The 25,170-nt window shown below is 43.1% G+C and carries 19 protein-coding genes; 15 read left to right on the forward strand and 4 right to left on the reverse strand.

The window, feature by feature from the left end; genetic code table 11:
* The first annotated feature begins 270 nt into the window (after positions 1-270).
* Positions 271-720, forward strand: coding sequence for a hypothetical protein (locus V7L07_RS24645; RefSeq protein ID WP_335061454.1), 450 nt, complete (start codon positions 271-273; stop codon positions 718-720).
* A 361-nt stretch (positions 721-1,081) separates the two neighbouring features.
* Here V7L07_RS24645 and V7L07_RS24650 read toward each other — a convergent pair whose 3' ends face one another.
* The 3 genes from V7L07_RS24650 to V7L07_RS24660 form a co-directional block, all read right to left on the reverse strand.
* Positions 1,082-1,855: an MlaE family ABC transporter permease gene (locus V7L07_RS24650; protein WP_334764006.1), complete on the reverse strand. Its 774-nt coding sequence runs from the start codon at positions 1,853-1,855 to the stop codon at positions 1,082-1,084.
* A gap of 1,484 nt (positions 1,856-3,339) precedes the next feature.
* Positions 3,340-3,606, reverse strand: a complete 267-nt coding sequence (locus tag V7L07_RS24655) for a hypothetical protein (RefSeq protein WP_094348752.1) — start codon at positions 3,604-3,606, stop codon at positions 3,340-3,342.
* 708 nt (positions 3,607-4,314) lie between these two features.
* Positions 4,315-4,695 (reverse strand): hypothetical protein, encoded by a 381-nt coding sequence (locus V7L07_RS24660; protein WP_335061455.1) that lies wholly within the window; start codon positions 4,693-4,695, stop codon positions 4,315-4,317.
* Between the two features lie 410 nt (positions 4,696-5,105).
* On the opposite strand from V7L07_RS24660, the gene V7L07_RS24665 reads away from it, so the two are divergent.
* From V7L07_RS24665 to V7L07_RS24695, 7 genes are all read left to right on the forward strand, one after another.
* Positions 5,106-8,660, forward strand: coding sequence for an NB-ARC domain-containing protein (locus V7L07_RS24665; protein WP_335061456.1), 3,555 nt, complete (start codon positions 5,106-5,108; stop codon positions 8,658-8,660).
* Between the two features lie 302 nt (positions 8,661-8,962).
* Positions 8,963-10,285, forward strand: a complete 1,323-nt coding sequence (locus V7L07_RS24670; protein ID WP_335061457.1) for a KamA family radical SAM protein — start codon at positions 8,963-8,965, stop codon at positions 10,283-10,285.
* Positions 10,286-10,376: 91 nt separating this feature from the next.
* Positions 10,377-11,780 carry a hypothetical protein gene (locus V7L07_RS24675; RefSeq protein ID WP_335061458.1) on the forward strand — a complete coding sequence of 468 codons (1,404 nt, stop codon included), beginning with the start codon at positions 10,377-10,379 and terminating at the stop codon, positions 11,778-11,780.
* Positions 11,781-12,156: 376 nt separating this feature from the next.
* Entirely contained in the window at positions 12,157-12,477 is a 321-nt protein-coding gene (locus V7L07_RS24680) for a Uma2 family endonuclease (protein ID WP_442936085.1), read from the forward strand.
* Between the two features lie 60 nt (positions 12,478-12,537).
* Complete coding sequence (locus tag V7L07_RS24685; RefSeq protein WP_335061459.1) at positions 12,538-12,729, forward strand: hypothetical protein; 192 nt, start codon at positions 12,538-12,540, stop codon at positions 12,727-12,729.
* 89 nt (positions 12,730-12,818) lie between these two features.
* On the forward strand, positions 12,819-13,955 hold the full coding sequence (locus V7L07_RS24690) for an AI-2E family transporter (protein ID WP_335061500.1): 1,137 nt from the start codon (positions 12,819-12,821) through the stop codon (positions 13,953-13,955).
* 1,141 nt (positions 13,956-15,096) lie between these two features.
* The gene (locus tag V7L07_RS24695; RefSeq protein WP_335061460.1) at positions 15,097-16,461 is read left to right on the forward strand and encodes an LLM class flavin-dependent oxidoreductase; all 1,365 of its coding nucleotides are present in this window, start codon (positions 15,097-15,099) and stop codon (positions 16,459-16,461) included.
* A gap of 129 nt (positions 16,462-16,590) precedes the next feature.
* On the opposite strand, the gene V7L07_RS24700 is transcribed toward V7L07_RS24695, so the two are convergent.
* Positions 16,591-16,794 (reverse strand): hypothetical protein, encoded by a 204-nt coding sequence (locus V7L07_RS24700; RefSeq protein ID WP_335061461.1) that lies wholly within the window; start codon positions 16,792-16,794, stop codon positions 16,591-16,593.
* 34 nt (positions 16,795-16,828) lie between these two features.
* Between V7L07_RS24700 and V7L07_RS24705 the strand changes: the two genes are divergently transcribed.
* The 7 genes from V7L07_RS24705 (at position 16,829) to V7L07_RS24735 (ending at position 25,051) form a co-directional block, all read left to right on the forward strand.
* Entirely contained in the window at positions 16,829-18,196 is a 1,368-nt protein-coding gene (locus tag V7L07_RS24705; RefSeq protein ID WP_335061462.1) for an LLM class flavin-dependent oxidoreductase, read from the forward strand.
* A gap of 177 nt (positions 18,197-18,373) precedes the next feature.
* Positions 18,374-19,912 (forward strand): amidohydrolase family protein, encoded by a 1,539-nt coding sequence (locus V7L07_RS24710; RefSeq protein WP_335061463.1) that lies wholly within the window; start codon positions 18,374-18,376, stop codon positions 19,910-19,912.
* Between the two features lie 249 nt (positions 19,913-20,161).
* Positions 20,162-21,595 (forward strand): FAD-dependent oxidoreductase, encoded by a 1,434-nt coding sequence (locus V7L07_RS24715; protein WP_335061501.1) that lies wholly within the window; start codon positions 20,162-20,164, stop codon positions 21,593-21,595.
* Positions 21,596-21,765: 170 nt separating this feature from the next.
* The gene (locus V7L07_RS24720; protein ID WP_335061464.1) at positions 21,766-22,434 is read left to right on the forward strand and encodes a dienelactone hydrolase family protein; all 669 of its coding nucleotides are present in this window, start codon (positions 21,766-21,768) and stop codon (positions 22,432-22,434) included.
* A 6-nt stretch (positions 22,435-22,440) separates the two neighbouring features.
* On the forward strand, positions 22,441-23,115 hold the full coding sequence (locus tag V7L07_RS24725) for a class I SAM-dependent methyltransferase (RefSeq protein ID WP_335061465.1): 675 nt from the start codon (positions 22,441-22,443) through the stop codon (positions 23,113-23,115).
* Between the two features lie 197 nt (positions 23,116-23,312).
* Positions 23,313-23,933 (forward strand): GDSL-type esterase/lipase family protein, encoded by a 621-nt coding sequence (locus tag V7L07_RS24730; RefSeq protein ID WP_335061466.1) that lies wholly within the window; start codon positions 23,313-23,315, stop codon positions 23,931-23,933.
* A gap of 119 nt (positions 23,934-24,052) precedes the next feature.
* The gene (locus V7L07_RS24735; protein WP_335061467.1) at positions 24,053-25,051 is read left to right on the forward strand and encodes an aldo/keto reductase; all 999 of its coding nucleotides are present in this window, start codon (positions 24,053-24,055) and stop codon (positions 25,049-25,051) included.
* Positions 25,052-25,170: the final 119 nt, after the last annotated feature.

The following is a 25,170-nucleotide window of genomic DNA, read 5'->3' on the forward strand; positions in this document are numbered from 1 at the left end:
TGATTGAAGCTATAAGAAAATATGATGATAGACTTACCAGTTTAAGCCATATAACCAAAATCTACATAATTTCATCTGCAAAAACTTCTGGTTTCTTGTCTCATTGATACCCACATCCTAAAAAACTCCTTTTATACTGGGATATCCTTGAGCAAGGACAGCCATCATAAACTGAGCAAGCTCTCAAGCAAAATCAAGTCTTGAGTTACTACACTTAGTTATTGTTAGTTATCGAATAAAATCTTGACTCTGTACTAGGAATATTAACCCATGTCAATTTTGAAAAGAGTTCCTTGGGTCTCCCTGGCGCTAGTACTGCTTAGTTATAGTACTTTGGGTTGGGTAATATCTGAAACTCGTGCCCCTCTCTTTGTGTGGGTGGTAACTGTAGTTGCTATCTTGCTTTTAATCGTAACGTTGACCGCTCCTTGGCCGAAGATGACATACTACTACAGTATTTTACTTAAATCAAATACCAGGACTTTTGGTGTTGCCGTCTTAGCAGCTTTTTTATTTTTTATCATGATTGCCTGGTTTCGGGTATTTCTTGATACCTTACTCATCATTTCAGCGACTATATTAGTCAGGATAGACTTTCAAAGAGCGGGTCTTAGGGAAGGGTTAGCCTTTTCCACTGCGTCTATCTTTTCATTGGGAGGTTTAGCTTTGGGTGGGCTAATTTATAAGTTAATATATTCCCACATTTCGCTAATGTCATAAAGTCTACCCAAAAAAGCTAGCGATACCTGCTGCGGGCTGTGCCAACGATTCAGAATCAGCATTACTTTTGAACCAACCTCACATGACTCAAAGTCGCGTGAGGTTCAATATTTTGGTTGGGGTCTAAATCCACGTACTTATCTTAAGAGAATGTTTGAAAAGTTTTTGGCGAATATAATTCGCTACTACACTGGCATTGTCCCTCTGCGTGGACTAACCAAAAACTAGGTCTTTCAAACCCACGGAGGTGGGTTTCGTCTGTATAGCTGCGATTTCTAATCGCCGTGCTTAGTATTAATTTAGACTTTTCAAACAACCTCTAAGAGACTCCGATTCCCAATCCCCAGTTCAATACTTAGGTTCAAAATGCAGGCTGTTCAAACAGCAGTAGAGAGAGGAAAAAATCCATAATAAAAATTGACACCCAACTAGTAACAACTGCTTTTGTCGCCGATTCTCCTACTTCTTTTGCTCCCCCTCTAGTAGTTAAACCCCAACTACAGCCAATGACAGCAACCAGCACTCCAAAAATAAACCCTTTTAGTAAAATAATAAACAAATCTGATGGCTGTAAAAAATTTCTGACTGATTCTAAAAATGTTTCAGGAATAATTTGGTAAAACTGTGAGGCGGCAAAAATTCCGCCGATAATGCCTGTAACTAAAGCTAAAATCGTCATCAAAGGCACCATCAAACAACAAGCAATTACTCTAGGAAGTACTAGATAATCAATTGGATCAGTTTTGAGCATATAAAGTGCATCAATTTGCTCGGTGACTCGCATTGCACCTATTTCTGCTGCAAAAGCAGAACCTACTTGTCCTGCCATAATACTAGCGGTCAAAATGGGAGCCAATTCTCTACAGAAAGCTAAGGCAAAAGCACCTCCCACTGCATCGACAGCCCCAAATCTGACTAATTCCCTCGCCGTCTGAATAGTAAAAATCATTCCGGCAAAACCACTGACAAGAAGAACTGGAGAGATAGAACCTGGCCCAGCAGTCACGAGATGTTGCAGAATCTTACGATAGTATGTTTTTCCTTGGAGTAAATGTAGCCATACCTGACCAAAGAGCAGTATTGCTGCAAAACAGCGTGTAATCCAAGATTGCTCAAAATTTCTTTTTGGTTGCAATTTTATAGTCCTTACGACTGACTTTTTTTGCACATTCTGTTATTTAAACTCTCCAAAATAAGACTACAGATATAAACGGCGGAAACCCAGCTAAGTGTAATCTGACTTTCTCAATTACGTAGATGCACAAAATGTGGCTTCCCGTTCGCGTAGCGTCTCCTGTAGGAGAAGGATATTACGAATTGGTATTAGGGTATGGTACATGAACAGATGCACTAGATGTCTACCCTCAAAGTAGAGGAGGTGTTTGAGCATGGTTCAATTTAGCTTAGTAAACTTGAGCGAAAAATAGCACTTATGGTAGTATCAGCCTTTTTGCTAGTGCTTGCCATATTTTTTGTGCTAGGGAACATGCAATCTCTGGTCTGTCAAACTAGGAAAAGTCGTAAGCGCACAGTCATTGCTTATGAGTGTCAACTTAATGTGAAAGCAAGCCTAGAACCAGCTTTTAGATTGCCTCGTTCCCAGTCTCCGACTGGGAATGCCCGTCGTTGAGGCTCTGCCGCCAGAATCAGCATTTCCAGCCTGAGGCTGGAAACGAGGTTTTAAAGGAGTTTCAGCTTAAGTTGACACCAATGAGCAATGCTGTGCCCTTACCGCGTGGTCTATTTACCTGAAAATAGCTGTAATTAAATAATTTTTTATGGACAGGATTAGATACATAATATTTTTTGCGTTATTAATACTGCCTTTCTCAGTGGTACATCCGGCTTTTGCAGATGTATGCCGCAATTACGATGTCTACGATGGGCTAAAGCTACATCACCAGATTTGCATTCTCAGTATCAGCCGAAGTGCAAAAAATTATTGGGAATATAGAGCAACCATTAGTGTAGATGGAGTAAAAAGACTTACCGAGGTTTACAATTGCCGTGAGCGATTCAAGGTTCAACAGGATGGAACTGTTTTGTCCTTTGAGCAAAAAAGCCCTGGTGAGATGATATGTAGCTTCTTTAATTCTTCTCGGCGGTAAACACACGCCAGATAATGAAGACGGTGAAACCTAGATAAGCGAATACTGTTAGCCATTCTTGCCAGGCACTAAATGCATTGTTCATCAGCAAAAGCCGGAAAATTAATATTTTTCAATCCTACATGCTGATGCGACCAGTTGGTTGCTGTATTTTGGGAGATAAAACAAGGGTAGTCAAAAATTCTTAGCTAATTTTCCGGAATCGATCGCAACTGGGTGGTAGTACATATCAGAGCATCGATATTATACTGAACTTCTATAACAAACCTTCGGGGAATATAACCCCATTGTTTCCGCCCAAAACCCGGTCTTTATGACCGGGTTTTGATTTTGCTTCTATTTTAAGTTTTGTTAACTAGTTCAGATATTCATTTAACGTGAGTTCGACAAGTCTTATTTGACCTCTCCCCCAGCCCCTCTCCGACACGGAGAGGGGAGCAAAAAGCTTAATTTTTCGTTGCTCCTCCCTTTCCGTTTCGGAAAGGGAGGGAGAGGTTCATCGAACTCACGTTCATTTAGGTTTGTCTTGACTATCATTACATTTTGCACTATCTAGGCTGTCTGGGATTTCTGAATCATCTAAATTCTTAGACTTATTAATATTTTCTTGGGACTTAGTTGTGCCAAAAAAATAAACAACTGCAATTTTTACAATATCAAAGTATGCAGGGCGATTACTCTGATCAACAATTGCCAAGGAGAGTGAACCTGCTACTAAAATCACTAATATAGGATGAAATTGTTCTTGGCCAGAAAAATTGTTGTATTTTTTTGTCATCCTTACTTCCGCCTCCCACTTATAATTTATTGGCTGATTGTTTGCACAAAAATCATGTATTAGCTTGGTAAAATCTTCTAGCACATTCTCAAGACTGCTAGGGATAATTAGAGACGAAATTTTTACGGCTCTAAAAAGCTTTGCAAAGGAATTCAGACTTTCACACTGGTAGCAATATTATTCATTGAGAGTGAGCGAGGATATTAGTTGAGAATGATACAAGATGTGAAAGTCGAATATTAGTTGTGAGATGTTAACGAACAGATTCAAAGATTACTGTCGTCAATATTAAGCAAAGAAGAATCAGCCCACACCGGAAAATAACCCAATATAAAACCAAGGGTAGTAGACTCATTGCAATATGTGAACTTCCAAAAATCGCTGACATCAGGTAAGCGATCACTAGACCAAATAATCCCAATGCAAAATATTTAAGAACCTGCGAAGTCAAACGAAATAAAAAGCTGTGACGATTTGTATCCATATTTTCCTCCTGATAAATTGATAAAAAATAACAGGGTTGACGTGGCACTTTTTAGCACCATATCAACCCTGCTGTAGTCTTTTTCTAGACTCTCTTGGGCTGGAAAACTATTCACTTGTTAACCTCAATAACGAAAACAATTTTCTACTGTTTCTCTAAAGCTTGAGGTGAAATCAGTGGCTTTTAGTAATTACTTAGAAGAATCAACAAAAAAACAACCAAACTTAGTCAATATCCAACAATTCAGATACCATCCAGCCAAATATCGGCGCGGTATTTCCCCTCTTACATTTAGAAAAGTCTAGGCTGAGTAGTCCAAACCCATTCTTTAACAATCCCCTCAATCCCACTCGAAAGCGATCGCGATAGATAGATACCTGACTTTGCGTATCTGTCGGTAACTCCTCTAAATACCTATTTAGATCCGCATGAACGCAACGAAAAGAACCTCGAAAAGAGATGACACGCACTTCAAACTCATCGGTTCCGATCTTGCGGATACTCACTTCAATCATTCCATCCTTGCAAGTGTGACAAGCAAGAATATCTTTCTCAAGTAAATCAAATAATTCCTGAGCAGAATTTGAAACGTCAGGTGTTGGCATAGTGTGGGGTACCTCAGTGCTAGTTACTTCAGCTATCCTCGCGATTCACACCTAATTTGTTATCGATTCTACATTTACTTTATTAATCTTGTCAATAAGTTGATAGGTAGAAATTGACAACTTGATAATTTAGAGTATAGTTTAGTAAATATCTTGTCAATTCACTTTTCTGTAAGATGCTAGGCGATGTCCGCGACGGCTACGCCAACGCGCAGGACTAGAGACTGGGAAACCCCATAAATTTATCGGGTTTGTGGTTAAGTCCAATACAGACCTAACTCCCGACCCGCTTCCCTACTAGTGTTGGGGAATAAGAATAAAAAGAGAAGATTTGGGTATAAAGCAGTAAAAATATATCTCACATCTACCTCACATATCGATAAATAGTTTTGGCTGGAGAAATTTATTTCATGACGGAAATTCCTGAAAGTTTCTTGAGAGCGGTTACAGCCGAACACAATGTATCTGAGGCTGAGGTAAGTGCCTTACTTCTAGCTTTAGCTGGCCAAACGGCAGAATCTATTGCCACCACTCTCGAAATTAGTGCCGCAGCAGTACGAAAGCGGCTTGGTTCGGTTTACCAAAAGTTTGACGTTGCTGGGAGTACTCCTGGGAAATTAGAAGTGATTAGGAGTATCTTCCAGGAAAGATATCAGTTATCAACAGTAGTTAATACCTCATCCTGTTATGATTTTGGCGAAGCGCCTGATGTCCCCGTTTTCTTTGGGCGTGAGTCGGAGTTAGATGTTTTAGAGCAATGGGTAAATAAAGATCGTTCCCGACTGGTGGGAATATTTGGGATGGGGGGAATTGGCAAAACAGCCTTATCTATCAAGCTGGCACAGAAAATTCAGGAACAGTTTGAATATGTTATCTGGCGATCGCTACGTCATGCACCCTCTGTCAAGGAGATTTTTGCAGACCTGATTGAGTTTTTCTCCAAAAAGAATGAGCCTAAAGAAGTAGGAATTTCGCAATTGATTGCCTATTTGCGGAAACATCGCTGTTTATTAGTACTGGATAATGTCGAGTCAGTTTTACTTGGAGGTGATTATGTCGGTCAATATCGAGAAGGATATGAAGAATATGGAGAATTCTTTCGACAAGTTGGGGAAGTGCCTCATCAAAGCTGTTTAGTCTTAACCAGTCGTGAAAGTCCTAAAGAAATTATCACCTTAGAAGGAAACAATCTTAAAGTTAAATCCTTGCAGCTAAGTGGGCTAGAAAACATCGCCGCAAAAAGTATATTTGTGGGCAAAGGTGATTTTTTAGGTTCAGAGAAAGACTGGAACAAGTTAATTAATCAGTATGCGGGTAATCCTTTAGCCTTAAAAATCGTTTGTAATACGATTCAAGAAGTTTTCGGTAGCAATATATCAGAGTTCATTAGTTGTGATATATCTGTGCTATTTGGAGATATCCGCAATTTATTAGAACAGCAGTTTAATCGGCTATCAAACTTAGAAAAAGAGATTTTATACTGGTTAGGAACTAATTGCAAACCTACTTCATTTGTCGAATTACAAGCAGATATTATTTCAACGACATCACAACCAGAATTAATTGAAGCTTTAGAGTCACTGCGGCGGCGATCGCTAATCTTTAACGAGAAGGGTTTGGCAAAATTCATGCTCCAAGCTGTAGTCATGGAATATATCATTAGCAAATTTGTTAATCAGGTTTGTGAAGAAATTGTTTCCGAGGTTACTCTAGAAAATATTTCCTTGTTAAAAAGTCATGCCTTACTCAAAGCGCAAACAGAAGGAAAAATTAGAAATGCTCAAATTCGTGTAATATTAGGACCAGTTATTGAAAAGCTAATTAATAAATTTGGCAATAAAGACCGGATTAAAGAACATCTCTTAAAAATTATAAAATTGCTGCAAATAAACACTCCTTTGACATCTGCTTATGCTGGGGGGAATATTATTAACCTTCTTTGTCATCTGGGAATTGATTTAAGTGGATGTGATTTTTCTACTTTAAAGATATGGCAAGCATACCTAATCAATGTGAACCTACATAATGTAAACTTTGCGAACTCCGACTTATCTAAATCTGTATTTACAGGAATCTTCGATAGTATTTTATCAGTGGCGTTTAATCCTGTAAATGGAGAAATTGTTGCTACAGGTGACGCTGATGGTCGGATTAGCTTTTGGCAAGCTACTTATGGTGAGCAACTATTTCATTGGAAAGCACATGCTAATTGGGTAAGAACTGTTGCCTTTAGTCCCGATGGTAAAACTTTAGTTAGTTGTAGTGATGACCATACTGTAAAACTTTGGGATGTTGCTAGCCAAAAACTCCTCATAACTTTTGAAGAACATACTAGCTGGGTCAGGTCTGTTGTCTTTAGTCCTGATGCCAAAATTGTCGCTAGTGCTAGTAGTGATAAAACTATTAGACTCTGGGATCTGGATACCCAAAAATGTTGGAAAATTTTCAAGGGGCATAGCAACTTTGTTCGTTCTGTTGCCTTTAGTCCTGATGGAAAAATCCTCGCAAGTGGTAGTGCTGACCAAACTGTGAAGTTATGGGATGTAAAAACAGGTAAATGTCTAAAAACTCTAGAAGGACATACAAAATTAGTCCAGTCCGTAGTTTTTAGTTCTGATGGAGAGATCATCGCCAGTTGTAGCGATGACAAAACTGTAAAACTCTGGGATGTTCTAACAGGGAAGTTATTAAAAACTTTAGAAGGACACACTAATTTAATCCATTCTATAGCCTTGAGTCCGATCCCCTCTTCACAAGGAGGAGAGATCATCGCCAGTTGTAGTGACGACAAAACAGTGAAACTCTGGGATATTCAAACGGGGAAATTATTAAAAACTTTAGAAGGACATAGTAATTCTATTCTGTCTGTTGCATTTAGTCCCGACGGAAAAATACTTGCTAGTGGTGGCTATGACAAAACCGTTCGGTTTTGGGAGATCGAAAATTATCAATGTATCCAAATCTTGCAGGGATATACCAATTGGGTACACGATCTAGCCCTGAGTCCAGATGGGAAGATAATTGCTAGTAGCAATGATGATAAAACCGTTAGGCTGTGGGATGTTCAAACTGAAGAATGTATCAGTACTTTGGAAGGACACGCAGGCCGCCTTTGGTCTGTTGCTTTTAGTCCGCTAGCTGGGGGGCTATTAGCTAGCGGCGGTGATGACCAAACCATCCGTATTTGGGATACTCTGAGTGGACAGTGCGTGAAAATTTTGCAAAATAGCGATCGCATCCGCTCTATTGCTTTTAGTTATGATGGTCAAATTCTAGCTAGTAGCAGTATTGACTGCAACATCAAGCTATGTAATGTTCGCACTGGTCAATGCTTTGAAACATTACAGGGACATACAAATTGGGTGCAGTCTGTCAGTTTTAGTCCTGATGATAAAATCCTTGCTAGTGGAAGTGATGATCAAACACTGCGGCTATGGAATGTTCATGACGGGAAATGTATTCGGGTTTTAGAAGGACATACTATGCGAATCTGGTCTGTTGCTTTTAGCCCCATCCTCTCTTCACAAGGGCAACTTGGAGGGTTATTAGCTAGTGGCGGTGATGACAAAACAGTACGGCTGTGGGATGTTCAGACTGGGGAATGTTGCAAAATTTTAGTCAATAATGATTGGATACGTTCTGTTGCTTTTAGTCCTGATGGTAAGATTATTGGCTGTGCTTGCGTTAATCACACTGTAGAAATTTGGGATGTTGAAACAGGTCAACCTTTAATAATTTTAGAAGGACATAATAATTGGGTTCGTTCTGTTACCTTCAGTCCCGATGGAACTTTGTATAGTGGTTCCCAGGATGGGGCTATTAAGCAGTGGAATGTCACAACTGGAGAGTGTATTAAAACCCTTATGCCAAAAAGACCTTATGAAGGAATGAATATCAAAGGTGTTTCTGGTCTAGGGGAAGAACAAACAAATACACTTAAAGAATTGGGTGCTATTGAAGATTAATTCGTTAATGAAAAATAACAACTATACTCTTTAATTGCACTCTTTCAAATGTGTATTAGTTTCTTATTGTTGAGTCTCATTATTTTTTTGTGACGATTGCCATTATGCCAAATTACATCCGTCGGATGATTTCTCAAAATAAACTTGTTCCTACTATTGCGAAAGCGTCACTATATTTCAATATAGTTAAATTAAGCATTTCTTCCTTCTCTTCCTTTGCGTCCTTTGCGGTAGCCTCCGGCAAGCCGCTCCGCGTCTACGTTAAAAAAAATATATATAGATAAAAAAATAATATTAATTAAATGTCGCAACTTAACCCTAAAAAAATTGAATTATATGAAATTAAAGATATAGATCGGCTGCCTCAACTGCAAAAAATTTCAATAGCAGACCGCTTGGCAATGAAAGCAGTTGCCCAAGTATTGCCGTTCCGTGTCAATAATTACGTAGTAGAAGAACTGATTGACTGGGATAAAATTCCCGATGATCCCATCTTTCGCCTCACCTTTCCTCAAAAAGAAATGTTGGCTCCTGAATCTCTAGACAAGATTATTTGGCATCTGCAAAATTCTACACCAGAAGAACTGCGTCAAGTAGTAAATACGACGCGATCGCAACTTAACCCCCATCCAGGCGGACAGGCACATAATATTCCCACTTTAGATGGAAAACCAGTACCAGGAATTCAACATAAATATCCCGAAACAGTCTTGATTTTTCCGACAGCAGGCCAAACTTGTCACGCATATTGCACATTTTGTTTCCGTTGGCCCCAGTTTGTAAAGATGGACGGAATGAAATTTGCTACTCGTGAATCAGGACTTTTTCAAGATTATCTCCGCCAACATCAAGAAGTCACAGATGTTTTAATTACTGGCGGAGATCCAATGACAATGAAAGCGAAACATCTGGCTTTATATATTGAACCACTGCTCAATTCGGGTTTTGAACATATCCAAACAATTCGGATTGGGACTAAATCGGTAGCTTACTGGCCTTATCGCTTTGTTACAGATGAAGATGCTGATGATGTCTTACGTTTGTTTGAGAAAGTGATTAGCTCAGGCAAACATCTATCAATTATGGCACACTACGATCATCCAACAGAAATCAAAACTGAAATTGCTCAAACAGCGATCCAACGCATTCGTAGTACAGGCGCACAAATTCGTACCCAAGGGCCACTCATGCGGGGAATTAATGATTGTCCACAAGTATGGATAAAAATGTGGCAAGAACAAGTTCGCCTTGGTTGCATTCCCTACTATATGTTTATGGAACGAGATACTGGAGCAAAACATTATTTTGAATTGCCAATTATTCGCGCTTGGGAAATTTATCAAACAGCAATACAAAAAGTGTCTGGATTAGCTCGCACCGCTCGCGGGCCAGTCATGTCAGCACTACCAGGTAAAATTGCAGTGGATGGCGTAACTGAGATTTATGGCGAGAAAGTGTTTGTACTTTCTTTTTTACAAGGACGCGATCCCGATTGGTGTAAACGTCCTTTTTTTGCACGTTATGACGACAAAGCAACCTGGTTAACTGATTTAGTTCCAGCTATGGGAGAAAAGGAATTTTTCTATGAGAAGAAATTAAAGGAAATTCTGAAAAAACAAAGTTGAATTGAGGATTGGGGAATAATTTATACCTCTTTTCAGAAACTTTTAAGAGATTTTATTGGTCTGATTCTTCAAATTATGCAAAAATTAACCAATGTCATCTTCTGCTCAAGGTATTCCCGGATTACCTGATTTGACGCATCCAATTGAGCTTGTCCAATTTGGAACCCAAGCGCTCAAAGCTTCACTTTTATTAGTATTTTTGATTGTAGCCTTAGGAATTGCGATCGCACTGATCAGTTTTTCTCTGCGTCGCAGCCAACCAGAACAAGTAATATTCATCGGCGAATGGGCGATTCGTTATTCCCAACTTTTACAGGGATTACAGCATTTAACTCTAATATTAGTTTTATTAGTACCAGGATTTTTTCTCTGTTCAACTTTGAGCAATCGTTACCACTACTGGGAACAAGCAAGGGTGGCTCAAGTGGCTGAAAGTGTCGCAGGTGAAAAACTCGAACAATTTGCGCCTCAAGTTCGCTACTCTATTCAAGAGCCATACTCTTATAACACCCAAGTCAATGGCAAAATTGTCAAGGTGAATGAGACACGAGAGATCAATCGCTTCTTAACGCTGGCGGGTTCGCAAATTCAAGTCAAGCTTGACCAAAGTGTAGATGTTCCAGGTCGCAGTTCAATTTATCAGGCAAACTACACTGCTGATTATAAAGTAATTAACCAACTCAAGGATATTAATAATTTTTTCTTTGAAGCACCGCCACCCAACGGCTATACACTGCTTGCTAGCTACAAAGTTGAGCGTGACGGTACTAGGTTACAACAAACCAATCCGGGAGACTATGGCTTTCCCTTCCGACTACAACCAGGAGAAGAAACCACCTTTCGAGTCACCTATCAAGCTCAAGGAGGGCCGCGCTGGGTTTATAGTGCCGCAGGACAGTTACTTTCTAATTTTAGCCTCACAGCAATTGCTAACTTTGTTCCTGCTGATTTTGCTAGTGGTGTTGTACCGAATGAGATTAAAGTTAACGGACGCAGTACGCAATTTACTTGGAAATTTGACGATAATGTTTCAGTCAAAAATCCATTTGGAGTCTTTACAAACACCGAACCCATTCGTCATACGGGGGTAATTCCGCGTCTTCTATTGCTAGCACCGGCAATATTTTTGTGGTGGATATTGTTGTTATATTTATCACTGCCAATGAGTTTCAGAAATATTACGATCGCTGCTAGTATTTTCTTTGCTTGTCTATTGACTTTGACCTATCTAGCCCGCGTTATCAATCCTCAGTTAGCTTGGACTTTAATTTCCATTATTTTGCTAATTTTAACATGGGGATTGGGAGCTAGCCGCAGAGCTTCTCTCGCTGCGATCGTCGCCACTATTGCTGGAGCAGTATTACCTATTTTTGGATTATTAGTACCGTTTAGCGGACTAACCCTTAGTTTAGCGGGTTTGCTTTCGGCCGTTTGGCTGGCAGTTCGTCACTGGTATGGCTGGTACAGTTTGCACCCAGAAGACCAAAGATTGTAGAATCAGAAAAATGCTTCATATTAGGTGATTCCGCTATGATTAGCAAAGTTTGAACTAACAGCACTTATGGATAACGATTTACTGGCTTTTTTTGCGGGCGCTGGGTTCCTGATTCTCTATCTTATCTTCTCAGCATTAACTGAAATGGGGACTAAATTGCCTTGGAAGAAATAAGCTAAAATCTAAAATTAATTGACAGAGCCATTAACAATTCAAAATTCAAAATTAAAGCTGTAGGGTGTGTTATGCCGTAGGCTAACGCACCTGAGATTGTTGATGGTGCGGCGCTTGGCGACAACACACACTACATTAAAATTCCTTAACATAGCTGGAAATATTAGCACCGACTTACTTAAAATCCAAAATTGCGTCACTTATGACTATTTTTAGTCAACCCCAACTAACTTTAGACGACTTCCTCAAACTGCCAGAAACTAAGCCAGCATCAGATTTTATTAACAGGGAAATCATTCAAAAACCGATGCCTCAAGGTGAACATGGTTTGATTCAAGCAATTCTGTGTGAAGTGATTAACAGCGCAGCGAGAAATCAGAAAATTGCTGTAGCTATTTCAGAACTGCGTTGCACCTTCGGTGGTGCTTCTATCGTCCCTGATGTATCTGTGTTTCGTTGGGATAGAATTCCTAAAACTCCATCTGGCAGATTGGAAAGGATTGTATCTGTAGATTTATTGTAGAAACTGGACGGTACAGCGCCAATTTGTATGTACCATAAAAATTTGTATTGCTGTGCTTTTATGGAAAATCAACTAGGATTTGTTCTGAAACTGCTTTTACTCTCAGCTTTATTATCGATATTAATTAAGTATGCAGGGCCAAGTCTATCAATTCCGGCGACAGCAACCAACGCGCTAATTATAGTATTGTTACCGATTGTAATAATAGCGATCGCGCTACTATGGCGATTCCAAGCACAGAAAGAAAATTAGCTCAAACCATCGACTACAAGCTACTAAAATCAGTTAACCTAGCTGAATTACCAGAAAATTGCATTTTGCCAACCCTTGGGAGTCAGCCTGTGAAACTTGGTCAATGGATCGGCTTAATCGCCATAGTTCTTTCTTTATACATCCTGTGGCAAATTCGGGAAGTGCTTTTGCTAATGTTTGCTGCTGTTGTGTTAGCCACTACTTTAAATCGGCTAGCGAAACGCTTCCAAAGCTTTGGGATAAAACGTGGATTCGCTGTACTCTTAGCGGTGGCTATCTTTTTTGCAGGTATAGTGGGTTTTTTCTGGCTAATTGTGCCACCATTTGCACAGCAATTTCAAGAATTAACCAATCAGGTTCCTAAAGGGTTTGAGCGCTTTAATGATTGGCTTGATGCCCTGAGAACTCGGATTCCTAGCCAATTAGTTACTTACATTCCAGATATCAATAGCCTCATTCAACAAGCACAGCCCTTCGTCAATCGGGTGCTAGGAAACTCCTTCGCTTTTGTATCTGGTTCTTTGGAAGTTGTCCTCAAGATTTTGCTAGTCTTGGTTTTAACAGGAATGATATTAGCCGATCCCCTAGCTTATCGCAAAGTATTTGTGCAGCTTTTCCCCTCATTTTATCGGCGGCGGGTAGATGGAATTTTAGATAAATGTGAAGTCTCTTTAGAAGGATGGATTACAGGCGCTTTTATTGCCATTTGTGTCGTAGGGGTGATGAGTTTTGTTGGCTTATTAATTTTGCGTATAAAAGCAGCAGTAGCTTTAGCAGTTTTAGCCGGATTTTTCAATTTGATTCCCAACCTTGGCCCAACCATGAGCGTCATCCCAGCAATGGCGATCGCCTTCTTGGATGAACCTTGGAAAGCCGTCGCAGTCTTGATTGTTTACTTTATCATTCAACAGATTGAGAGTAATTTCATCACGCCCGTTGTGATGGCGCATCAAGTCTCATTGCTACCTGCTATAACCTTAATTGCCCAACTATTTTTCGTTACTTTCTTTGGCTTTTTAGGTTTATTTCTGGCGTTACCTCTGACTGTTGTCGCGAAGATTTGGTTGCAAGAAGTGTTAATTAAAGATGTTTTGGATAAATGGGGAAATGATCACCAACAAGAGACTGAGTTTGTGATAGTTTCTGAATCTCCTGGAGCAAATGATAATTGGACAGCAGAAAGTCTCGATATTAATCATGAGCAACCAATTGATGATGATAATTAGACTGATTATTGTAGAGACGGTGATTCATCGCGTCTCTTGCCTTAACCGAACAGTATTGTGTTAAGTAAGTCGGTGAGAAAAATTCAATGTATATGAATAAATATAAACTAGCTGTAGTTGTAGGGTGTGTTATGCCGTAGGCTAACGCACCTGAGATTGTTGACGGTGCGGCGCTTGGCGACAACACACCCTACATTAAAATTCCTTAACATAGCTGGAAATATTAGCACTGACTTACTTAGACTCCTGCAAATGAAAATTTGCTAAGGCTTCTGGAATACTTTTCAGTCTACGGATATATTTTATTCTACTTAATTTAGTGTATTCCTTATTACAGGATTGTCCCTGGGAATTTGTTTTAAATACATACTTCCCGCAGGGTACGAGAACTCTTGTATGGAAATTGTATTTGATGGCGTGAAAAAACTCGGTTAAGACAGGAGACGCGATGAATCGCCGTCTCTACAAGAATCAGACGCGATGAATCGCCGTCTCTACAAGAATCAGTCTTTCGTCTTGATGGCGATTTATCGTATCTTCGCGATCTCATAGTTTTCATCAAAAAACCTGAACCGAACCGTATTAGCATTCTTACATATACTACATCAGATAGTTTGCAATACTTAATGTTCGAAAAACTAATTATTAGTTTTTCATGTTATTGTGATTTCCAGTACATCTTTTTTTGGATTGATCGTGTAGGCTCTATCTGCTGGGTAAAATTACTAGATAAATTTATGGTAATTCGATCGCCAAACAGCAGCATCCCTAATTCTGCTGTGGTATTAACTTTACTTACAGTTCGGTTATTTGATTTTTTGGCAAGTTTGGTTGCTAGATGAGCATTCCATCATTGTATTCAGCGTGTAGCAAGATGTGAATGCCTGAGTGCTTGACACGAATACCTCAAAGTTTTGTGGGGGGAAAAGATTTTATCGATATGCTATTCGAGCATTTTTCGGACTTAGGGACTAACAAGAAATAAATTATCCATCTTGTGGGGCGAGCAGCGTTCGACTGAGCGCTTATGCCTAAGTCTGCTGAATATGGGACGGGTGAAAACACCCATCCCACAAGAAAAATTCGGGATGTTTTTGATTTGAAAGTCCCTTAACGCAATATTAAGAAAAGAAACAAGTATATGAGTACAACACGCAAATTTCGTTTAGGTGCATTCATTCAAGCCACCGGACACCATGTCTCTGCTTGGCGGCATCCCGATTCACAAGCAGATGCAGGACTGAATTTCGAGCATTACAAAGAAATTACCCAGACTGCTGAACGCGGTTTATTTGATGCAGTTTTCTTGGCGGATAGTCCAGGAGTTTGGGGCGGCGCTCCAGAAACTCAGCATCGTAACGGTAAAATCGCCCATTTCGAGCCAGTCACCCTGTTCTCGGCCTTGTCCTCTGTAACCCAAAACATCGGCTTCATTTCTACCGCCTCGACCACTTATGAAGAACCCTACACCCTGGCACGTAAGTTTGCTTCCCTAGACCACTTGAGCAAAGGCCGGGCGGGGTGGAATGTAGTTACTACAGGCAATGAGAATGCTGCACTTAATTTCGGACTTGAGCATCACCCAGAACACAGTGAGCGTTATGAACGTGCTGAAGAGTTTGTGGAAGTGGTGAAAGGTCTATGGGATAGTTGGGAAGATGATGCTTTTATCCGTGACAAAGAATCTGGAATCTATTTTGACCCAGACAAACTGCATACATTGAACCACAAGGGCAAATATTTCTCGGTCAAAGGCCCGCTAAACGTCGGTCGTCCGCCTCAAGGCTACCCGGTGATTGTTCAAGCTGGAGCCTCGGAATCGGGACGGGACTTAGCTGCGCGTACTGCCGAGGCGATTTTCACCGCCAATCAAACCCTAGCTGATGCCCAAGAATTTTATGCTGATATCAAAGGTAGGCTAGCACAATATGGGCGATCGCCAGACGATCTAAAAATTATGCCTGGAGCTTTCCCAATCATTGGCCGTACCGAAGCAGAAGCTCAAGAGAAGTATGAATTTCTGCAATCGTTAATCCATCCCGATGTCGCCTGGGGCATTTTAAAGAACTATTACAAAGGTGTGGATTTGTCCCAATATTCTTTAGATGATGTGGCTCCCGAACTACCCAGCGACACCAACGCTAACAAAAGTCGTCTCAAACTAGTCAAAGATTTGGCTACTCGTGGCACTCTCACACTGCGTCAGTTGTATCTCTCTCTTGCTACCGCGCGAGGTCATCGCACCATACTTGGTACTCCCGAAACCATTGCTGACCAGCTAGAAGAATGGTTCAACAACGGTGCAGCAGATGGCTTTAATATCATGCCGCCAATTCTACCCACTGGATTAGATGACTTCGTTAATCTAGTCGTTCCTGTTCTTCAGAAACGGGGACTGTTCCGTACCGAATATGAAGGAAGCACCTTGCGGGAAAACCTGGGATTGCGTCGTCCTGGCAATAGTTTTGCCGTCAAACAAGTAAATGAAAGATTGGTTTTAGCATAAATAACTTTTCATCTCTGCACTGTGCTAATAAGGCTTTTCAAGTAATTGAACTACACTACTCCCTGTCTCAAGATATGAAAAGCGATTAGCTATATGCAAATCAGTGATACCCACCAGAATGGCACTAAGTTAAAACACAGCCCTTGCCCTAACTGGTTCCCAGCCTCCAGGCTGGGAAACCATTCTGGAAGGGCTGCCGCCTCCTCTTTCTTGAGCAGAGGCAGAGCCTCTGGGAATGTATTCCCAGCCTGGAGGCTGGGAACGAGGATACACAAGGTTTCGAGTTTTTCTTAGTGCCATTCGATACTGACTGTAATCTTCTCTATGAGACACTCCGCGATCGCTCAGACATTGTAGAAAAAAGCAGATGAGTACAACACGCAAGCTTCGTTTAGGTGCATTTATTCAAGCCACTGGCCACCACATCGCCGCTTGGCGACACCCCGATTCACAAGCTGATGCTGGGCTAAATTTCGAGCATTACAAAGAAATTACCCAAACCGCCGAACGGGGCTTGTTCGATGCAGTTTTCCTGGCCGATAGCCCCAGTCTACAAGATAGTGGTGAACCAGAGGTGCTGAAGCGCAACGGCAAATTAGCTAAGTTCGAGCCAGTGACGCTATTTTCCGCACTGGCCCCACTAACTAAACACATTGGCTTTGTTGCTACCGCTTCGACCACTTATGAAGAACCCTACACCCTTGCCCGTAAGTTTGCTTCACTAGACTATCTGAGTAACGGTCGAGCAGCTTGGAATGTAGTCACCACAGGTAATGAGAATGCCGCAGGTAATTTCGGCCATGACGAACACCTAGAGCATAGCCAGCGCTATGAACGCGCCGAAGAGTTTGTAGAAGTGGTGAAAGGTCTTTGGGATAGCTGGGAAGATGATGCCTTCATCCGAGACAAAGAATCTGGTGTCTATTTCGACCCGAATAAGCTGCATACACTCAACTACAAAGGCAAACATTTTTCTGTAAAAGGCCCTTTAAATGTTGGTCGTCCGCCTCAAGGTTATCCGGTGATTGTCCAGGCTGGTGCTTCGGAAGTTGGGCGTGAACTGGCGGCAAAGACTGCTGAAGTTATTTTTACTGCCAACCAAACACTGGAAGACGGGCAGGAATTTTATGCTGATGTGAAAGGTCGGTTGGCTAAATATGGCCGCCAACTGGACGATCTGAAAATCATGCCGGGTGTATTTCCGGTGATTGGTCGCACTGAAGAAGAAGCTCAAGAAAAATACGAATTCCTGCAATCGCTAATTCATCCATCGGTGGCATGGGGCTTACTGAAAACGCGTTATAAGGGCATCGATTTATCTGGGTATTCACTCGACGATCTCGCACCACCATTGCCCAGTGATACCAATGGTGGTAAAAGTCGCCTGAAGTTGCTGACGGATCTCGTAAATCGTGGCAATCTAACGCTGCGCCAGCTGTATCTCTCTGTTGCGACGGCGCGGGGTCATCGCACGATTATCGGTAGTCCCGAAAGTATTGCCGATCAGCTTGAAGAATGGTTCAGCAATGGTGCAGCAGACGGCTTTAATATCATGCCGCCAATTCTCCCCACAGGATTAGATGACTTTGTTAATCTAGTTGTCCCCATCTTGCAGAAACGCGGACTTTTCCGTACCGAATACGAGGGCACTACCTTGCGTGAAAACCTGGGATTGCGTCGGCCGGGTAATGGTCTTGCCGCTAAACAATTAGACAAGAATCTAGTGGTGGCGTAAATGAATTTTTCACAGAACCTTTTAAATTGCACCTTCTGTAGATCGCCGCCCTACAGAACTTGAAAATAGTTGTCATTAGTCCTTGGTCATTGGTCATTTGTATTTACAAATGACAAAGGACGGCCGCAGCAGCATTGGATGTTTGGAAAAACCTGTAATTTTTTGAAGGAAAAAAATATGACTGAATATAGCCGATTGAAGACCTCACGCTCTGCTGCAATCAGAGCCACCCTTGATTATCCAGTAATCGACACCGATGTTCATACCAATGATTTCACGCCAGCTTTTGAAGATTACATTGCTAAGTACGGCGGTGCAAAACTCGTAGATGAGTTACGCAAGACTGAAGCTTCCCGTCTCAACTCTAAGAGCAACGGTAAAGACTGGTATCAACAAACCCCTGAAGAACGTCAATACAACCGGACAATCCGATCGCCTTGGTGGGCTAGAGTTACCAAAAATACACTGGATCTCGCTACTTACACCCTCCCCGGATTGCTCTATGAGCGTCAGGCAGAGCAAGGATCGGATTATTCGGTGCTGTTTCCCAACAATGTTTTAGCACCAGCTGGAGCCAGCGCCGAGAATCGTCAAGCGCTGCAACGTGCAGTCAATCACTATCATGCTGATATCTACCGGAAATATAGCGATCGCCTAACGCCCGTAGCTGGTATCCCCTTAACTACTCCCGAAGAAGGCATTGAGGAGTTAGAGTTTGCCGTGAAAACACTTGGTTTAAAAGTGATTAATATCACTGGAGGTGTAAAGCGGCCAATTAAAGCGATCGCTGATAAATATCCAGCTGATAAATATCCCGAAATCGCCAAGTATGCTTCTTATATCGACTTCTACGGACTAGATAGTGAATACGACTACGATCCCTTCTGGGCGAAAGTCGTGGAACTGGGTGTACCCGTCACCACCCATTACGGCAGTCAGGGATGGACTGGCCGCTCTTCCATCAGTAACTACATGAACAACCATATCGGTCACTTCGCCGATGGTTCGGAAGCATTTGCCAAGGCGTTGTTCTTTGGTGGTGTTACCAAGCGTTTTCCACAGTTGCGCGTAGCAATGCTAGAAGGTGGTGCAGATTGGGGTGCCCGTGTCTACATCCATTTGGTAGATCGGTTCTTGAAGCGCAACATCAAGGCACTGCAAAACTACAATCCAGCCTTGACCAATGCCGATGAGCTATTTGAGATATTTGAGCGCTACGGTGCAGAAGTTACTCAAGGGCATTCCCTCGATAAGGATGAATTGACCAAAACTGTACTGGGAGCTTCATTCAGCCGTCATAGCCGCGCGCCCATCGGTAGCGAATTGAACGACTTTGCCGCAGCTGGCATTGAAACAATTGAAGACATCCGCGATCGCTGGGTGAACAGTTTCTTCTTTGGTTCCGAGTCCGACGATCGCACCATCGCTACGGCATTCAATGACAAAGCCAATCCCTTGGGAGTCAAGATCAACGCCATCTATTCCTCCGATGTTGGTCACTGGGATGTACCAGATTTGACTTCCCCCTTGGCTGAAAGCTGGGATCTCGTACAAGAAGGCGTTATTTCCGAAGCCGACTTCAAATCCTATGTATTCGCTAATCCCTACAAGTTTTACACCCAAGCTAACCCCGATTTCTTCAAGGGTACAGCGATCGAATCTAAGGTGAGTAACACCGAATTTCAACAAGTGGATAAGAGCCTAGTAGTAGCATGAAGAGTGCTGAGTGCTGAGTGTTAGATCGCGCCACAAGAGGCGGGGTATCAACCAACTCCATACAAAAAGATTCCGCTTGACTTCGGGCGGGGCAAGAACCTAAGTGCGAAAGTACTGAGTAATCAACTTCAAAACTCAGCACTCTAAGCCGAGGTACTGAGTATGGTAAAAGGCGAGATGGGGGAGTTGGGGGAGATTATTCTTCCTCATCCCCCTGATCTTCATAGTGTTTCACCTTGGGAGATCGACATGACAATAACGACTGATCCTGATATTGGGGCCCGCGAGGCGCTACGTCTAATTGGCCCCGATCCCGATAACTGGATACCCGATCGCCAAGGCATCGATCACAACGTCACGGTTGTGGGTGGCAGCGGTAGCGGCAGTGTCTTTGCATTTGCACTGCGGCGCGCCGGCATCGGTCGCGTGACGGTGATCGACGCGGCGGACGACGAAGCCCATGCTGGTGTGTGGCTCAACCGAGCGCGGATGAATAAACTACGCACACCAAAGAACTTGCCCGGCCCTGAACTTGGTATCTCGGCGCTGTCGTTCCAGGCATGGTATGAGGCGCGACACGGTGCTGATGCCTACGCAGCGATCGACCGTATCCCCAGATTGCTATGGGCTGAGTACCTTAGCTGGTATCGGCAATTCTTGGGCATCACAGTTCGGTATCAGACACGGCTAGTGCGGATTGAGCCGGCCGGAGATTTTTTTCGCCTGCACCTTGAGGTGAACGGTGTCCCACAGCTAGAGACGACGCGCAAGATTATCTTTGCTAACGGCGTAGCTGGTACCGGCGGCCCATACGTGCCACCAGTGTTAGATAGTCTACCACGCAGCCTGTATGCCCATACCGTCGATACCATCGACTTCGCCGCATTGCGCGGCAAAACTGTAGCAGTACTGGGTGCTGCGGCCTCAGCTTTCGACGCCGCAGGGGTGGCGCTGGAATCGGGAGCAAAGGCGGTGCATTTGTTCGCGCGGCGACCAGCGATCGCATCGCTACCAATAAATCGCGTGCGCGGGTATCCTGGCGCTTACTACAACTATCCAGAACTGCCCGATGCAGCCCGCTGGTTCCAGGCTTGGCGTTTTCGTCAAATTGGTTCTACACCACCAGCCGACGCAATTGAACGGGCGATCGCATTTCCCAACTTCCACCTACACCTGTCTGCAAACTGGAGATCGGCAAACGAGCAAGATGGCCGCATCGTTGCCCAGGTGAACGACGATGTATTCGAGTTCGATTTTGCGATCGCAGGCACGGGTTACTTTGTTGACCCGACAAAGCGGCCAGAACTGGCTGATTTTGCACAGCATATTGCACTTTGGCGCGATCGCTATCAACCACCAGCCGACCAACGCGCCGACGATTTGGGCACACACCCCTACCTTGGCAGTGCCCATGAATACCAGGAAAAAGTACCTGGTAGCGCACCTTACCTCAAGGATATCCACGTCTTCAACCCAGCCGGTTTTGTGAGCTTCGGTCTGCCCATAGGCGACGTGCCCAGCATCCGACGTGATGTACCGGCAATAGTGTCACGTATCACTCATGACTTGTTCTTTACAGATTGGGCACTGCACGAGACACGAATCACAAGCGACAACATCGCACCAGACTTCGATGCCTCACTATACGCCGCCGCAGTGTGGAAACAGCCTGTCAAGGCTTAACAGGGGACTGGGGACTGGGGACTGGGGACTAGGGTATGAAGAAGCAAGGGATAAAGGAAGCAGCAAGGAAGAATTATTGAACAATTTTCTTTCTTGTCTCCTCCCAATCCCCAATCCCCAATCCCCAATCCCCAATTTCCAATCCCCAAATCAAATTAGGAGTCAAAACTATGCCTGTTGAACAACGCTCTTACGACACCAACAATGGTTCCTTGCCTTATCTTTTTTCGCCTGTTTCTGACAATGCTAACAAGCCTGCAACCCTGGTATTGTTTTTGCATGGAGGACGCGATCGCGGCACAGATTTGAATGTGCTATTGAAATGGGGACTACCTCGTTTCGTGGATTCATCCAACTCCTTACCTTATGTATTTGCCGCACCCCAGATTCCGGCTGAACAAACTTGGGCAGATCGAGCCGATGATGTGCTTGCTTTACTTGATGAACTGATCGCTTCCCAACCTGTCGATCCAGCGCGGGTGATATTAGCTGGGTTCAGCTTAGGTTCGGCGGGTATCTGGCATATTGCGGCTTTGCAGAGCGATCGCTTCGCAGGTTTAGTACCTGTATCTGGACGAGTACCCAAAACATTAGAAGAAAGCGAACTAGCAGCACTCAAAGATATTCCCGTTCAAATATTCCAAGGTGGACAGGACAAAAATCTGCCGATTGAGGATACAGAGCAATTTGTTGAGCGCTTACGCAAAGTCGGGGGGAAAGTTGATTTGACAATACTGCCCGATGGCGATCATTTTATTGCAGATGAGGTATACGGCGATCCCAAGTTGCAACAGTGGCTAATTTCCCAGAAGCGTCGTGAAATTTCTGTAGTTGTCTAATGCATTATGTCTTACGCACCATCTGATCACTGGAATCAAGTCTTCGCTAAATGGAAGGATGCTAACACCGATCTCGATTGGGGAACCCAATGGACGAAAGTTCACCTTCCATTCCTCAAGTCCGCCAACGTTAAAACTGTGCTTGACCTTGGTTGCGGGACAGGGAACGACGTGTTACGTCTTGTAAGGCAAGGTTTCACAGTAATTGGTGTGGATTTTTCAGATGAAGCAGTGCAACAAGGACGCGAGAAAGCAAAAAAGCTAGGACTAAGCGCACAGTTTGTAGTTGCGGATATGGCAAAACCTTTGCCTTTTGATAGTGCAACATTGGATGCTGTCATGTCCAATGTTGCCATCCACATGTTTTCAGATCAGATTACACGCCAGTTGTTTAAAGAAATTCAACGAATAGTACGCCCCAACGGATTATTTGTTTTCCACGTTAATTCTACAGAAGACGCTTTAGTTAGGGCAGAACGCCACCCACCCATACGCGAAATCGAGCCAAATTACTTTCTAGAACATGATGGACAAACTATGCATTTTTTCTCCAAAGAATATTTGCTAGACCTTTTATCTGACTGGAAAGATGTAGAGCTAAAACATTACGAAATATTGGATGAGCAAACAGGCAAGCCGTTTAAAAGAGTTTGGTGGGGTAAGGCAATACAGCCTGACTAATCGCCTCGTTCCCAGTCTTAAGAATGGGAATGTATTACGAGAGGGCTGCGGCCTCTGGTAAAGCGTCTGGAAGTTCCGCCTCCAGGCTGGAAACCAGTCAATATATTAATATCTTCGTGATATGGAGAATAGAATCATGAACATAATGCTTCTTCTCAAGTCAAAACCGAACTTTTTTGCCAAAATTCAGTTGACTTATGTCAGATTCTCGCAAAGAAATCAGAATTTGTTTTATTGGTGAATCCTTTGTCAATGGCACAGGCGATCCAGAGTTTCTGGGTTGGACAGGTAGAATCTGCCGCAATGCTGAATTAAGAGGATACGCTATCACCCATTACAACTTGGGGGTGCGGGCAGAGACAAGTCGGTATCTCAAACAACGTTGGTACTCAGAAGTCTCCTATCGTCTCCCAAAAGAATCCGATGGTCGAGTAGTGTTTTCCTTTGGGGCAAACGATTCAGGATGGGCGGGTAAACAGCAAGGAATCGAACTTTCAGAGTCGATCGCTAATGCTCACAATATCTTAAGCCAAGCAAAGCAACTCTATCCGATTTTGATGGTTAGTCCGCCACCCTGCGGTGATGTCGCTCAAGAAAAAAGAAATCAAATTCTTGCAAATCTGTCACAAGAATTCGCATTGGTTTGTAATGAACTAGATGTTCCCTATCTCGATGTGTTTTCCAGTCTGGTAAAGTCACCAATCTGGCTAGCAGAAGCAAAAGCTAATGATGGCGCTCACCCAAAAGCTAATGGTTATGCAGAATTTGCCGCGATCGTCCAAAGCTGGGAAGGTTGGTTAAATTGGTTCACGCCTTAAAAAATGCATTTATTGCATAACGTTTTAGTTCCGCCCCGCTTCGCTAACGCAGACCGCACGTCGCATTCTATTTAAAAATTTTAAAACTTTCTCAATCAACCTCAATCAACAACATATCTATGACCTTACCAACTACCAACCTCGGTAAAACTGGATTGACTGTTTCGCGCCTCTGTCTCGGCACTATGACCTTTGGTTTACAGACCGACGAAGAAACTTCCAGGCAAATCCTCGACACTGCTGCTGATGGCGGAATCAACTTTTTGGATACAGCCGACGTTTATCCCCTCGGTGGTGGGCTTGCTACTGCTGGACGTACTGAAGAAATCGTTGGACGCTGGCTGAAAGGCAAACGCGAACATTTTATCTTAGCTACCAAGTGCGTCGGTCGAGTTGGTCCTGCACCTTGGGATCAGGGGGCTTCGCGGAAACATATTTTGGATGCGATCGATGCTTCTCTACGGCGGCTAGGAACCGATTATATCGATTTGTATCAGTTGCACTCCGACGATACGTCAACCCCTCTTGATGAGACTCTGGAAGCGCTGGATGCAGTAGTTCGTGCTGGCAAGGTGCGCTACATCGGGGTTTCCAACTTCTTAGCCTACCGACTCGCCCGCGCCTTGGGTCGCGCCGAGACACGTAATTTAACCAAGTTCATCTCAATTCAGCCCCGTTATAACCTGTTATTCCGCGAAATTGAGCGAGAACTATTGCCCCTAGCAAAAGAAGAAGGACTGGGTGTAATTTCCTACAATCCTTTGGCGGGTGGTCTGCTGACTGGCAAACACATTCTTGCTCAAGGCCCCACTTCAGACACTCGTTTTACGCTAGGTGCTGCCGCAGAACGTTATCAAGAACGCTACTGGCACGATCGCGAGTTCAATACTGTCGAAGATTTACGCACAGTCGCGGATCTCGCCGGATTGTCCCTCACCACCCTAGCGGTAGCTTGGGTTTTATCTAATCCCATTATTACTGCCCCCATCATTGGCGCTAGCCGCCCAGAACAACTTACTGACAATCTCAAGGCGGCAGAACTAAAACTTGACGACAGTTTGAAACAAAAATTAGACGACATAACCGCCGAATACCGAAGAGGAGATTCTCTTCGTTAGAAACTAGGGACGCAGCAAATAAGGGACTTCCAAAGAAAAAAATATCCCATCGCTTTTAGGGCAGGGGAGCAGGGAGCAGGGGGAGGAAAAGTCGTTGTGATTCCAAAAATTGGATAATT

The organism is Nostoc sp. (assembly GCF_036916985.1).
Lineage (GTDB): Bacteria > Cyanobacteriota > Cyanobacteriia > Cyanobacteriales > Nostocaceae > Nostoc.

What these genes read in the sequence shown, in the direction of transcription:
- V7L07_RS24660 (WP_335061455.1), bottom strand. Translation starts at nt 4,695, where the DNA reads ATGCCAACACCTGACGTTTCAAATTCTGCTCAGGAATTATTTGATTTA.
- V7L07_RS24710 (WP_335061463.1), top strand. Translation starts at nt 18,374, where the DNA reads ATGACTGAATATAGCCGATTGAAGACCTCACGCTCTGCTGCAATCAGA.
- V7L07_RS24680 (WP_442936085.1), top strand. Translation starts at nt 12,157, where the DNA reads ATGACTATTTTTAGTCAACCCCAACTAACTTTAGACGACTTCCTCAAA.
- V7L07_RS24730 (WP_335061466.1), top strand. Translation starts at nt 23,313, where the DNA reads ATGTCAGATTCTCGCAAAGAAATCAGAATTTGTTTTATTGGTGAATCC.
- V7L07_RS24665 (WP_335061456.1), top strand. Translation starts at nt 5,106, where the DNA reads ATGACGGAAATTCCTGAAAGTTTCTTGAGAGCGGTTACAGCCGAACAC.
- V7L07_RS24735 (WP_335061467.1), top strand. Translation starts at nt 24,053, where the DNA reads ATGACCTTACCAACTACCAACCTCGGTAAAACTGGATTGACTGTTTCG.
- V7L07_RS24685 (WP_335061459.1), top strand. Translation starts at nt 12,538, where the DNA reads ATGGAAAATCAACTAGGATTTGTTCTGAAACTGCTTTTACTCTCAGCT.
- V7L07_RS24725 (WP_335061465.1), top strand. Translation starts at nt 22,441, where the DNA reads ATGTCTTACGCACCATCTGATCACTGGAATCAAGTCTTCGCTAAATGG.
- V7L07_RS24655 (WP_094348752.1), bottom strand. Translation starts at nt 3,606, where the DNA reads ATGACAAAAAAATACAACAATTTTTCTGGCCAAGAACAATTTCATCCT.
- V7L07_RS24645 (WP_335061454.1), top strand. Translation starts at nt 271, where the DNA reads ATGTCAATTTTGAAAAGAGTTCCTTGGGTCTCCCTGGCGCTAGTACTG.
- V7L07_RS24670 (WP_335061457.1), top strand. Translation starts at nt 8,963, where the DNA reads ATGTCGCAACTTAACCCTAAAAAAATTGAATTATATGAAATTAAAGAT.
- V7L07_RS24675 (WP_335061458.1), top strand. Translation starts at nt 10,377, where the DNA reads ATGTCATCTTCTGCTCAAGGTATTCCCGGATTACCTGATTTGACGCAT.
- V7L07_RS24695 (WP_335061460.1), top strand. Translation starts at nt 15,097, where the DNA reads ATGAGTACAACACGCAAATTTCGTTTAGGTGCATTCATTCAAGCCACC.
- V7L07_RS24715 (WP_335061501.1), top strand. Translation starts at nt 20,162, where the DNA reads ATGACAATAACGACTGATCCTGATATTGGGGCCCGCGAGGCGCTACGT.
- V7L07_RS24720 (WP_335061464.1), top strand. Translation starts at nt 21,766, where the DNA reads ATGCCTGTTGAACAACGCTCTTACGACACCAACAATGGTTCCTTGCCT.
- V7L07_RS24705 (WP_335061462.1), top strand. Translation starts at nt 16,829, where the DNA reads ATGAGTACAACACGCAAGCTTCGTTTAGGTGCATTTATTCAAGCCACT.